The organism is Promicromonospora aerolata (assembly GCF_042682255.1).
GTDB lineage: Bacteria > Actinomycetota > Actinomycetes > Actinomycetales > Cellulomonadaceae > Promicromonospora > Promicromonospora aerolata.
In genome coordinates, this window is the sequence record NZ_JBHUHF010000001.1 from 1,006,450 (window position 1) to 1,018,884 (window position 12,435).

General features: G+C 72.4%; 11 protein-coding genes. 1 reads left to right on the forward strand and 10 read right to left on the reverse strand.

Translation table 11 applies throughout. The annotated features are described in order from the left end of the window. Nucleotides 1-25: 25 nt before the first annotated feature. The 4 genes from ACFSL2_RS04600 to ACFSL2_RS04615 form a co-directional block, all read right to left on the reverse strand. Nucleotides 26-571: a hypothetical protein gene (locus ACFSL2_RS04600; protein WP_377196708.1), complete on the reverse strand. Its 546-nt coding sequence runs from the start codon at nucleotides 569-571 to the stop codon at nucleotides 26-28. A 191-nt stretch (nucleotides 572-762) separates the two neighbouring features. After that, the gene (locus tag ACFSL2_RS04605; RefSeq protein WP_377196709.1) at nucleotides 763-1,479 is read right to left on the reverse strand and encodes a hypothetical protein; all 717 of its coding nucleotides are present in this window, start codon (nucleotides 1,477-1,479) and stop codon (nucleotides 763-765) included. Nucleotides 1,480-1,604: 125 nt separating this feature from the next. Further along, on the reverse strand, nucleotides 1,605-2,270 hold the full coding sequence (locus ACFSL2_RS04610) for an FMN reductase (protein WP_377196710.1): 666 nt from the start codon (nucleotides 2,268-2,270) through the stop codon (nucleotides 1,605-1,607). After that, nucleotides 2,267-3,424, reverse strand: a complete 1,158-nt coding sequence (locus ACFSL2_RS04615; RefSeq protein ID WP_377196711.1) for an LLM class flavin-dependent oxidoreductase — start codon at nucleotides 3,422-3,424, stop codon at nucleotides 2,267-2,269. The genes ACFSL2_RS04610 and ACFSL2_RS04615 overlap by 4 nt, the downstream gene beginning before the upstream one ends. Before the next feature lie 322 nt (nucleotides 3,425-3,746). Here ACFSL2_RS04615 and ACFSL2_RS04620 point away from each other — a divergent pair, with 322 nt between their 5' ends. Further along, nucleotides 3,747-4,091: an RNA polymerase-binding protein RbpA gene (locus tag ACFSL2_RS04620; protein ID WP_026365682.1), complete on the forward strand. Its 345-nt coding sequence runs from the start codon at nucleotides 3,747-3,749 to the stop codon at nucleotides 4,089-4,091. 118 nt (nucleotides 4,092-4,209) lie between these two features. On the opposite strand, the gene lnt is transcribed toward ACFSL2_RS04620, so the two are convergent. From lnt to ACFSL2_RS04650, 6 genes are all read right to left on the reverse strand, one after another. After that, a complete protein-coding gene (lnt, locus tag ACFSL2_RS04625) occupies nucleotides 4,210-5,925 on the reverse strand; it encodes an apolipoprotein N-acyltransferase (protein ID WP_377196712.1) in 1,716 nt (571 codons plus the stop codon). 58 nt (nucleotides 5,926-5,983) lie between these two features. Further along, a complete protein-coding gene (locus ACFSL2_RS04630) occupies nucleotides 5,984-7,780 on the reverse strand; it encodes an amidohydrolase (protein WP_377196713.1) in 1,797 nt (598 codons plus the stop codon). 65 nt (nucleotides 7,781-7,845) lie between these two features. Continuing rightward, entirely contained in the window at nucleotides 7,846-10,794 is a 2,949-nt protein-coding gene (locus ACFSL2_RS04635; RefSeq protein WP_377196714.1) for a DEAD/DEAH box helicase, read from the reverse strand. A gap of 63 nt (nucleotides 10,795-10,857) precedes the next feature. Beyond that, nucleotides 10,858-11,631, reverse strand: coding sequence for a twin-arginine translocase subunit TatC (tatC, locus tag ACFSL2_RS04640; RefSeq protein WP_377196715.1), 774 nt, complete (start codon nucleotides 11,629-11,631; stop codon nucleotides 10,858-10,860). Nucleotides 11,632-11,634: 3 nt separating this feature from the next. Then, entirely contained in the window at nucleotides 11,635-11,943 is a 309-nt protein-coding gene (gene tatA / locus ACFSL2_RS04645; protein ID WP_377196716.1) for a Sec-independent protein translocase subunit TatA, read from the reverse strand. A 149-nt stretch (nucleotides 11,944-12,092) separates the two neighbouring features. After that, entirely contained in the window at nucleotides 12,093-12,425 is a 333-nt protein-coding gene (locus ACFSL2_RS04650; RefSeq protein WP_377196717.1) for a hypothetical protein, read from the reverse strand. Nucleotides 12,426-12,435: the final 10 nt, after the last annotated feature.

The following is a 12,435-nucleotide window of genomic DNA, read 5'->3' on the forward strand; positions in this document are numbered from 1 at the left end:
GTGTCGCGGACCCGTACCGGACCGGTCAGGTCCGGCCGATCACGCTCGTGCCGAGCACCTCACCGACCTCGCCGAGCTGCACCTCGAGCTGACCGGGCGTGGTCACGTGCGGGATGGCCGCCGGCACGCAGGCCAACCCTGCCGAGTGCAGGGTGAGGCTCGCCCCGAGCGTGTCCGCCCGCCAGACGCCCGGACCGACCACCTCGAACTCCCCCGCCTCGGTACGGTGCAGGACGACCACGTACTCCTGACCCTCCTCCAGGACGGCCGGCAGCCCCGCCCCCGGCGGCGACGACGCGGACCCGACCTGGGTGACGGCAAGCCCGGCGTTCTTCGCCACCGCACCGAGCAGCACCTCGCGCAGCTGCAGTTCCGTGCGCGTGTACGGCACCTCGTCGACGACGTCGACCGCCGACTCGCCGGCCTGCACGACGGCGACGACATCGGCGTCCGCGACCAGCTGCTCGACCGTGCCGTACTTCTCGGGCGCGATGAAGTCGGCGGCTCCCGCATCGGTGCTGCAGCCGCACAGGAGCACGACCAAACCGAGCACACCGAGCGATACCCTCACCCGCCGTCGCATTGGCCGGACCTGCCTCCCTCGTACGTGCAACGCATGCTCCTCCGTCGCACCACGGCAGGACAAGACCCCACGAGGGGGAACCACGCCGCACGGGACAGGCGATTTACCACGATGTGAAAAACCGGCGCGACACGCGGGGACACCCCGTGTCGAGGCCGGCCGGCCGCCCCGACGAGCCGTCAGGCGGCGTGCGCCCTGCCGATCGCACGCACGAGGCCGGACGTCGAGATCGAGCCCTTGCGGTAGCGCTCCACCGCGGCGACGAGCGCCTCACTGACGTCGCGCGGAACCCGGGACGACGGCGTCACCGGGTACCAGATCTCCCGCTCGAAGACACCGGTGCGCCGAGCCGGCCCGCGAAACAGGCGCCCGGCCAGTGCCGGCGGCGCGGGCGGCGGGGGTGGCGTCGGGGGTGGCGGGACCGGCGCTGCGGCCGACGACGGTGCGGCAGGCAGCGGGCCAGCCGCGGCCGGCGCCGCAGGCCCGGCGGGCGGCGGCTGCGGCACCGGGCGGTTCGCGAGCCGCGACGCCCGGTAGCGCGACCCCGGGTCCCAGCGCAGGCCCGGCACCGGCGGCCGGGTCGACCGGACCCCGCTGGTCTCCCGGCGAGGCGCCGGCGCGTCCGGGAGCTCGACGGAGCCTGCGGCGTCGACAGGACTGGTGTCTGCAGCAGTGTCGGCAGCAGTGTCGACGGTGGCGACGTCAGCCGCGGCGACGTCGGCCGGTACAGCGGCAGCCGTACCTGCCGCGGCGCTCGCTGCCTGCGCTGCGTGCGCCGCGCGGAGCGCGGCCACGATGCGGGCGACGCGTCCCGGGTCGGTGTTCGGCGGGTGCACAGCCCCGGGGCTGTCTGTGCTCGAACCGTCCGTGACCGGCTTGTCCGTACCGTCCGCCATGACCGCGCTCCCTCACCATCGTCCCGGCCACGACCAGCGGCGACCGCTGTCCCTTATGTTCCCTGCCCTGACCTGGGCGTGCAAGCCCCGGGTCGCGGTCCAGGACCGTGGTCCGGGCGCTCGCGTCACTCCCCGCCGAGCATGTCCAGGAAGCTCGGGGTGCTCGAGAACGGGTCGGCCGGCTTGGCGTGCTCGCCGCGTGCGAACACGAGGCCGGCGAGGGACCGGCCTGCCCGTTCGATGCGCTGCGGCAGGGAGCTGCCTCCGTCGTCGTGCCCGCCGGTGTCCGCGGCCTGTGCCCAGTCGTCCGTGGCGGCGAAGACCGACGTCGTGACGACGTCGGCCCGCAGGTAGGTGAACAGCGGCCGCAGCGAGTACTCGAGCGCGAGGGAGTGCCGCGGTGTGCCGCCTGTGGCGCCGAGCAGCACGGGCATGCCCGTGAGGGCCTCCTTGTCGAGGATGTCGACGAACGACTTGAACAGTCCCGAGTAGGTGGTGGTGAACAGCGGGGTGACGACGATGACGGCGTCGGCCCGGGTGACCGTCTCGACGGCCTGGGCCAGGTCGCCGGCCGGGAACCCGGTGAGCATCGCGTCGACGATCGCGTGCCCGTGGTCGCGCAGCTCGACCATCTCGACGGTCACGTCGTGCCCGAGGGACTCCAGCTCCCGGACCGTGGCGTCGGCCATGCGGTCGGCGAGCAGCCGGGTGGACGAGGGCTGGCCCAGCCCGGCGTGCACGACGGCGACGGTGCGGTGGTCGCGGTCCTCCGCGGTCTCGATCTCGGTCATGACAGGACCTCCTCTGCCCGCTTGCCGGTGTACTCGTCCCCGCCGTCGCCGACGTGCGTGGCGCCGGCCTTGCCCTTGGCCTGCGCGGCGGCGACGCGTTCGGCGTGCGTGGGCGGGTCGGCCGGCACGTCCGCGGGCCGCTTGGCCTCGGCGATCTTGCGCAGCTCCGGCACGACGTCGGAGGCGAGCAGGTCGATCTGTTCCAGGACCGTCTTGAGCGGCAGGCCCGCGTGGTCCATGAGGAACAGCTGACGCTGGTAGTACCCGACGTCGTCGATGAAGGAGCCGTACCGGTCGACGACCTGCTGCGGCGACCCGACGGTCAGGGGTGTGTCGCGCGTGAAGTCCTCCATGCTCGGCCCGTGGCCGTAGACGGGCGCGTTGTCGAAGTAGGGCCGGAACTCGTCCCAGGCCGCCTGGCTGTTCTTGCGCATGAACGCCTGGCCGCCGAGGCCGACGATCGCCTGGTCGGCGCGGCCGTGGCCGTAGTGCTCGAAGCGCTGGCGGTAGAACTGCACCATCTGCCTGGTGTGGGTGATGGGCCAGAAGATGTTGTTGTGCAGGAACCCGTCGCCGTAGTAGGCGGCCTGCTCGGCGATCTCGGGGCTGCGGATCGAGCCGTGCCACACGAAGGGCGGCACGCCGTCCAGCGGGCGCGGGGTGGCGGTGAAGCCCTGCAGGGGGGTGCGGAACTTGCCCTCCCAGTCCACGACGTCCTCGGTCCAGAGCCGGCGCACCAGCGCGTAGTTCTCGATGGCGAGCGGGATGCCCTGGCGGATGTCCTGACCGAACCACGGGTAGACCGGACCGGTGTTGCCGCGGCCCATCATGAGATCCATGCGGCCGTCGGAGATTACCTGGAGCATCGCGTACTCCTCGGCGATGCGGACCGGGTCGTTGGTCGTGATGAGCGTGGTCGCGGTGGACAGGGTGATGTTCTTGGTGACGCCGGCCAGATACCCGAGCATCGTCGTCGGGCTGGAGGCCACGAACGGCGGGTTGTGGTGCTCGCCCGTGGCGAAGACGTCGAGGCCCGCCTCGTCAGCGTGCTTGGCGATGGTCAGCATCGCCCGGACGCGCTCGGTGTCGTCCGGCGTGTGCCCCGTCGTCGGGTCCGTCGTCACGTCACTGACACTGAAGATCCCGAACTGCATGATGCCGCGCTCCCTGATCGTGGTACTGATGATGCCCGCTGTACGAGCTGTCCATGCAGATGCATGCACGTGGGCGTCAACCTGCTGCTACTGTCGATTGTTCCCACCCGGCCCGCTCCCACCGGCCGTGACACACGTGAGATCGCGCACATCCGCGCCCATTTTGCCCGGAGTGCGCTTGCGCGCGCACATCCGACGCGTAGCCTGATCAGACGGCTGGAAAGATGACGGCCGGAACGGCTGGAACATCACAGAGGGTCCCCGCGTTGGCAGTACGGACCTTTTCTCCGCCACCTATCCCGACAACCCTCTGGAGGACATCGTGCCCGACCGGTCCCTGCGCGGTATGAGCATCGGTAGCAAGAGCATGGAGTCCGACGAGGGCGTGGACTTCGCCCCTCGGTTCCAGGCCTACTACGACTGCCCCAACGGCCACACCATCATCCTGCCCTTCGCCACCGACGCGGACGTCCCCCCGATCTGGGAGTGCCGCTGCGGCGAGGAGGCACTCCTGCGCGACGCCGAGAAGCCCGAGCCCAAGGCGACCAAGCCGCAGCGCACCCACTGGGACATGCTGCTGGAGCGCCGCACGGTCAAGGAGCTCGAGGACCTGCTCGACGAGCGGCTCGAGCTCCTGCGCGCCGGCAAGCTCCGCCGCTCCGCCTGACGGTCCCGCACCGACGGTCCCCGCGACCGCCGGCAGCGACCGACAGCAGAACAACGACCGTCGGGTCCAGGCCACATGGCCTGGACCCGACGGTCGTCTCTGCGTCCCTCCGGGGTCTCTACCGGGTCTCCACCGGCGCAGCCTGCGCACGCACCCGCCGGCGCGCACCGACCCCGCCCACGACCCCCGCCCCGACCAGCAGCACGGCGAGACCACCGACCACCCAGCCCGGCCAGTACCCCGCCGCCACCGCCGGCGTCACCGAGGACCGCAACGGCAGGTTCGCCACGAACTCGTCATCCGTGAACAGGCCCGTCCGCCGCACCACCGTCCCGTCCGGCGTGATCACCCCCGACACACCGACCGTCGAGATCTGCACCGTCGCCCGGCCCGTCGTGATCGCCTGCATCCGCGACATCGCCAGCTGCTGCGTCGACTCCGCCGTGAACCCGAACGACGCGTTGTTCGTCGGGACCACCAGCACCTGCGCACCCTCCAGCACCGCGTCCCGGATGATCTCGTCGTACGCCACCTCGAAACAGATGATGACGCCCATCCGGTAGTCACCCTGCCCCAGCCGGCTCGGCACATCCACCACCGGCGGATTCACCCCCGCGATCATGTCCGTCGTCACCCGGTCCACCTGGTCCGACAGCAACCGCAGGAACGACCGCATCGGGATGTACTCACCGAACGGCGCCGGATGCTGCTTCGCATACCGCCCGATCACCCCGTTGCCCGCCTGCCAGAGCAACGACACGTTGTACCGCCCACCCGACTCCGGAAACTCCTGCGCCCCCACCAGGATCGGCGCCCCCACAGCCGTCGCCGCCGCATCCAGACCCCGCGCCACGTCCGGCGTCGTCTGCGGGTCCAGATCGCTGCCGTTCTCCGGCCACAGCACCACGTCCAGCTCACCCGCAAAGTCCTCCGCCAGCGTGTACGTACCGTCCAGGTGGTTGTTCAGCACCTCGGCCCGGTTCGCGAACGCCCCCAGACCCGGCTCCCCCACGTTGCCCTGGACCGCACCCACCCACAGCGTCCCCTCCTCCGCCAGGTCGCTCCCCGCGTCGTACACCTCGTCACCCTCCGGTGTCTCGACGGGACCGGCGCTCGCGGACGTGGCCAGCGGCAGCACGAGCGGTACGACGGCGACCGCGACACCCAGCGCGAGGGCACCGGCGGCGCGGCGCGCCTCCCGTCCGGGCGTGGAGTGCCGGGGTCCGCCGCCCGAGGACGCGGTGCCGCCGTCGGCCCGCGAGGTACGCAGGCGGGCCGCGCGGACGAGGCTCGCGACGGCCAGGGCGAGCAGCACGCCCGCGAAGGCGACCAGGAGGCTCACGGCGACGGTGCCGCCCAGCCAGGCGGCGCGACCCGTCGGGGTACCGGCCATCGCCCAGGCGAGGCGGCCCCAGGGGAACCCGCCGAACGGGATCTCGGCGCGCCACTGCTCCACGGCGACGAACAGCACGGAGAACGCGGCGGCGAGCCGCCATCCGCGGCGGCGCAGGAACCGCGCCCGCCGTACCCAGGTCCATCCGGCGCCGAACGCGGCGAGGAACAGGGCCTCGACCGCCGACATGGCGATCCACGGCGCTGTCTCGGTGGACTCGTGCGCCCACCACAGGTGGGGCAGGAAGAAGGCGAGGCCGAACAGGAAGCCGATGAGGAAGTTCCACCAGGCACCGTCGCGGCCCAGCGACCAGTACAGGACGGCGACGGCGACGAACGCGGCGGGCCACACGCCGGCGTCGGGGAACGCGGTCCAGAGGAGGAGGCCACCGGCCACCGCGAGGAACAGGGACAGCAGCCGGGACGGCTCAGGCAGGCGCACGGAGGCAGCCTACCGGCGCGAACCCCTCCTCCTGCTCACGGCCGGGGCCCGGCGCTCGTCAGAACGTGTCGTGGAGGATGATGCCGTCGCGCATCGTGTGGAGGCACTCGGGCTCGACGGCGTCGGGCGAGAGGTCGGGCAGCAGGGGCGTTCCCGCCCGGGCCTCCTCGCTCCAGGAGCTGAGGCGGCCCGGTGCGGCCTGTACGCCGAGCCGTTCGGCGCGCCAGACGGCGAGGTGGGCGGGCGCACCGACCCGCAGCTGTCCGGCGCCGGTGTGGTCCAGGCCGGCGAGGCGCCAGCCGCCGCGGGTGTGGGCGCGGAACGCGGCGCCGGCGGAGATGCGCTGGTCGGGGTCCTCGTGGCTGGTCGCCGCGCGCACGCCCTGCCAGGGGTCCACGGGGGTGACGGGGGTGTCGGAGCCGAACGCGAGGGGCACGCCGGCCTGGGCGAGGTCGGCGAACGGCATGAGGGAGCCGGCCCGCATCGTGCCGAGCCGGGACGCGTAGACGCCCTTGCTGCCGCCGAAGGCGGAGTCGAACGCCGGCTGGACCGACAGGCCGACGCCCTGGACCAGCAGCGCGGCGAGGGTGGTCGCGTCGACGAACAGCCCGTGCTCGATGCGGTGGTGCCCGGCGCGCACGGCGCTCTCGCTGGTCAGCTGGGCGGCGATCTGGAGGCCGAGCACCATGGTGTCCATGGCGCGGTCCCCGATGGCGTGGAACGCGGCCTGCACGCCGGCGCCCTGCCCGCGGGCGCCCTGGACGGCGGCGAGGTGGTGGGCGATCTGCTCGGCCGACAGGTAGAGGTTGCCGGTCCAGGGGGTGCCGTCGGGGTTGGTCAGGGCACCGGTGAAGGAGCCGGTGGAGGGGTCGACGGGCAGGTCGGCGTACGGGCTGCGCAGTGCGGCGGTGCGGGAGCCGATGGAGCCGTCGACGTTGAGGTCGCCGCCGATCCCGGTGAGGAACGGCAGCTCGGCGAGCAGCGCGGCGGCGTCGTCGGTGGTCCCGCACAGCTCGCCGCGGTACGCGGCCAGGTGCGGCAGGGCGGGCACACCGGCGTCGGACCGGGCCTCGGTGGTCAGGGAGTGCGCGGTCATGGCGTACAGCTCGGCCAGTCCGGCGCGGGTGTCGAGGTGCTCGCCGCTCATCTCGTGCACGGACACGACGCCGCGCGCGGCCCAGGCTGCGAGGGTCTCGCGGTAGAGGCGGGTGCGGCGCTCGGGCGACAGGGTGTGGGCGACGGCGCGCACGGTGTGGTGCAGGTCGGCGGTGACCAGGCCGGTGTCGGCGGGGGCGTCGGACCAGCCGGAGCCGGACATGCCGGTGCCGGTCCAGGTGGGGTCGTGCTCGATACCGGCGCGGGCGGCCATCGCCGTGGAGACCACTGCCGAGTGCACGTCGACGCGGGCGGCGTACACGGGGCGACCGCCGCAGGCGTCGTCGAGCTCCTGCCGGGTGAAGGTGCGCCGTTCGGGCCAGGCCTGCTCGTCCCAGCCGAAGGCGAGCAGCACCTGGTCGCCGGCCGGGTCGGCGGCCGCCAGCCGGCGGGCGCCCTCGTGGAGGGCGGCGAGGGCGTCGGCGAGGGAGTGCACTCCCCCGGTGGGGGTGAGGTCCACGGCATCGCTCGACAGGCCGGTCTCCAGCACGTGGGCGTGCGCGTCGACGAACCCGGGGGTCACCAGGGCACCGTCGAGGTCGATGACCCGGTCGGCGCGTGCGGCGAGGCCTGCCGCGGTGTCGTCGGCTCCCAGCCAGGCCACGACACCGTCGTCGACGAGGATCGCCTCGGCGAACGGGTCGGCCGCGGAGTGGATGACGCCGTTGCGGTACAGGATGGATCGGACAGGCTGGCTCACGGTGGGAACTGTATGCGATCGGCCGCCCCGGTGCCGATATCCGGCACCGGGGCCTCGTCAGCGGCTCAGAGGCTGGAGTACGCCACCACACCGCGCAGCACCGCGTCCTGCGCCTTGCGGGCGGTGGAGCGCAGCTTGGCGGACGGTGCGGCCCCGCCGAGCTGGTCCAGCACGTCGATGACCTGCTTGCACCAGCGGACGAAGTCGCCGGCGGCGAGGTCGGAGCCGCGCAGCACGGTGTCCAGGCCCTTGCCGGACGCCCAGCGGTACATCGCGCCGACCAGGCCGAGGTCGAGCGGTCCGGTGGCGTCGATGCCGTGCGCCTCCTCGAGGTCGTCGACCTCGGACCAGACGCGCTGGGTGTCGTCCAGGACGCCGGCGAGGCGGCCGGTGGGCCCGCCGGGGATGTAGGGGTCGGGGGCGTCGTCGCGGCGGCTCTGGTAGACGACGGTGGAGACGACGGCGGCCAGGCCGGCCGGGTCGAGCCCGTCCCAGACGCCGCGGCGCAGGCACTCGGCGAGCAGCAGGTCGTTCTCGGCGTACAGGCGCCGTAGCCAGCGGCCGTCGTCGGTCACGCGGATCCGGCCGGGGCCGGCGTCGCGCCGGCCGTCGCCGGTGCCGGTGCCGGTGCGCTGCAGGTAGCCGAGGGTGAGCAGCACGTCGAGGGTGCGGTCGAAGGTGCGGGCGATGGAGCCGGTGCGGCCCTCGACGCGGCGTACGAGCTGGTCGTGCTCGCGCTTGAGCTTGTTCCAGCGTTCGGCCCAGCGGGCGTGGTCGTCCCGTTCGGGGCAGGCGTGGCACGGGTGTGCCTTGAGGGTCTTGCGCAGCCGGGCGAGCTCGGCGTCGGTGGAGGCGTCCGAGCGGCGTGCGGCCAGGGCCTTGCCGCCGCGTGCGGCCCGGCCGCCGGGGCTGCTGGTGGAGTGTGCGGCGGGGACGTCGTCGGCCAGGGCGCCCAGGGCGTTGCGCATGGAGGAGACGAGGTCGCGGCGGGCGTCGGGCTTGCGGGGGTTGAACGCCTTGGGGATCTTGACGGTGGTGACGGTCTCCAGCCCGGCGGGCGCGTCGGCGAGGGTGAGCTTCTTGACCTGACGTTCCTGGGTGAGCACGGTGGGGCGGGGTCCGTCGAACCCGCCGGGCTCGCCGGGGTCGAGCACGAGGACGTAGCCGCGCCGTCGTCCGGTGGGGACCTCGACGACGTCGCCGCGGCGCAGCCGTTCCAGGGAGGCGACGATCTCGGCCCGCTGGGCGCCGGACGCCGCGCGGGAGAGCTCCTTCTCGCGGTCCTTGATGGCGCGGCGCAGGTCCATGTACTCGCCGAAGTCGCCTTCGGTGCAGGACATGGCCTTGGCGTATCCGTCGAGGGCCTCGGCGTGCGCCTGGGCCTGCTTGGCGAGGCCGACGACGCCGCGGTCGGCCTGGAACTGCGCGAACGAGGTCTCCAGGACCTCGCGGGCGCGGTCGCGGCCGACCTGGGCGACGAGGTTGACGGCCATGTTGTAGGTGGGCCGGAAGCTGGACTTGAGCGGGTAGAGACGCTTGGACGCGAGGCCGGCCAGTGCCACGGGGTCGAGCGCCGGGTGGTCGACGACGACGGCGTGGCCCTCGATGTCGATGCCGCGGCGCCCGGCGCGGCCGGTGAGCTGGGTGAACTCGCCGGGGGTGACCGGGACGTGGCTGGTGCCGTCCCACTTGACGAGCTTGTCCAGGACGACGGAGCGGGCGGGCATGTTGATGCCGAGCGCGAGGGTCTCGGTGGCGAACACGACCTTGACCAGCCCGCGGGAGAACAGGTCCTCGACGGTCTCCTTGAACACGGGCAGCATGCCGGCGTGGTGGGCGGCGACGCCGCGGGCCAGGGCCTGGGACCAGGACCAGTAGCCGAGCACGTCGAGGTCCTCGGGCGGGATGGCGGCGGTGCGCTCCTCCACGACGGACCGGATGGTCGCTTCCTCCTGCGGGGTGGTCAGCCGCAGCCCGGCCTTGAGGCACTGGTCGACGGCGGCCTCGCAGCCCGCGCGCGAGAACACGAAGTAGATCGCGGGCAGCAGGGCGTCCGCGTTGAGCGCGTCGATGACGATGAACCGCGGCGGGGTGCGGCGGCTGGGGCCGATGCCGCCTCCGCCGTCGTCGGTGCGGCGCCCGTTGCCGCCGCGGTACCCGCGGTCGCCGCGCCCGCGGCCGCGTCGGCCGCCGGGCCCGCCGCGGTAGTCGCCGGGGCGGTTGCCGCCGCGCCCGGACCGGAACGCGGCGGACAGGTCGGGGTTGATGGGCGGGCTGGTGCCGGGGTCGGTCGGGTCGACGTGCCCGGCGTAGAGGTCCAGGAGGCGCGGCTTGCCGCGGGGTTCCGGTGAGGACATCAGGACGTGCTGCCACAGGGGTACGGGCCGGCGTTCGGAGACGACGACGGCGGTGTCGCCGCGCACCATCTCGAGCCAGTCGCCGAACTCCTCGGCGTTGGACACGGTCGCGCTCAGGGAGACGAGCTGCACGTCGTCGGAGAGGTGGATGATGACCTCTTCCCAGACGGGGCCGCGGAACCGGTCGGCGAGGTAGTGCACCTCGTCCATGACGACGTAGGCGAGGCCGTCCAGGGTCGAGGAGCCGGCGTAGAGCATGTTGCGCAGCACCTCGGTGGTCATGACCACCACGGGGGCCTCGCCGTTGATCGTGGTGTCGCCGGTGAGCAGGCCGACGCTGTCGGGCCCGTACCGGCGCACGAGGTCGGCGTACTTCTGGTTGGACAGGGCCTTGATGGGCGTGGTGTAGAACGCCTTGCGGCCCGACGCCAGGGCCAGGTGGACCGCGAACTCGCCCACGACGGTCTTGCCCGCCCCGGTGGGGGCGGCGACGAGGACGGCGCGGCCCTGTTCGAGGGCCTCGCACGCCTGTGTCTGGAAGTCGTCGAGCTCGAACCCGATGACCTCCCGGAACTGGGTCAGCTCGGGGTGCTCGGCCACGAGGCGGCTCTGTGACCGGAAGGCCGTGTACCGCTCGGCGGGGCTCAGCTCGCTCATGGGCACAGCCTACGGTCACTGTCCGACAGCCCGGGCGCGACAGGCCCGCGCCCGGGCTGTCGGTCAGACCTCGGCCTCGGCGAGCCGCTTCTCGACGCGCCTGTCGTGCAGCATCGAGACGCCGACGGCCCCGAAGTACAGGACGCAGATCGGCAGCGCCACGAGGATCATCGTGAGCGCGTCCGGTGTCGGTGTCATGATCGCGGCGAACGTGAACGCGACCAGGATGGCCCACCGCCAGCCGGCGAGCAGTGCCTTGGCGGACATCAGGCCCGCGAAGTTGAGCCCGACCAGCAGCACCGGGGACACGAACGCGAGCCCGAAGGCGAGCAGGAGCCGCATCACCAGGCTCAGGTACATCTGGGCGTCGGTGAAGTTGGTCGCGTCCTCGGGCAGGAAGCCGGTCAGGATCTGCACGGCGTGCGGGATGACGACCCACGCCATGTAGGCGCCACCGACGAACAGCGGTACCGAGGCGCCGACGAACCCGTACGCGTAGTGCTTCTCCCGCTTGTTGAGCCCGGGCGTGATGAACGCCCACACCTGGTAGAGCCACCACGGGCACGACACGAACACGGCGAGGAACAGCGCGGCCTTGACCTTCAGGTCCAGCGCCGATGCCGGTCCGGTGAAGTTCAGGGTCACGTCGTTGCCCGTGAGCTCGGACGCCCGCTCCAGGGGTTGCTGGAGCGCGACGAGCAGTGGCTCGTACAGGACCCAGCCGGCGATGGCGCCGAGCAGGAGCCCGGCCCCGATGAGGACGAAACGCTTGCGGAGCTCGAGGAGATGCTCGAGCAGGGGCATACGGCCGTCGGACGGCCGCCTCGTACGTGCCACCGGTCAGGCCTTGGGGATGTCGCGGTCCCTGTTGTTGATCAGTCCAGGTACCTCGTCCGTTCCCGAGCTGGCCCCCGTGCCCGTGGTCGAGCCCGAGGTGGACGTGGTGGAACCTCCCGGCGCGTTGTCGGCGGCCCGGTCGCGTCCGTCGGTGTTCTCGGAACCGTCGTCGCGCAGGTCCTTGATCTCCTTCTTGAAGATCTTCATCGACTGCCCGACGCTCTTGGCCAGTCCCGGCAGGCGGGTGGACCCGAAGAGCAGCAGGACGACGACGAGCAGGACGATCCAGTGCCACGGCTGCATTGCGCCCATGGTGACTCCTTACGGTGCGGTGCTAGTACGCGGTGTGATGCGGATATGACCGATCTTACGCGGACCGGCGGGGCACAAAGGTAGCCCTCCGGTGGACGGAAGGTGGCGCGGGTCCGGAACGTGCCGCGGGAACCGCGCGGAACGTGGTCTCAGTCGTTGAAGTGCTTCCACTTCTGCCACGTCACCACGTGCCGCGCCCGGCGCACGTCCTTGCGCACCGCCCGGGCTGCCCGTTGCGCGTTGACGCGCTGGTAGTGGATGGTCACGTCGTCGAACAGGCTCGGTCCGGCGTGCTGCGAGGCTGCTGCCTCGCGTGCACGGTCGGACAGCTCCTGGAGCCGGTCGCTCGCCTCACCGACACGGCGCGACGCCCGGCCCAGCTCGTCCATCAGGCCCATCGCCGACCGCCAGAGAGAGCGGGCCAGAAAGAACGCTCCGACGAGGCTGCCCACGATCAGCAGGGTCCACACCCAGAACCACATGGTCGCCAAG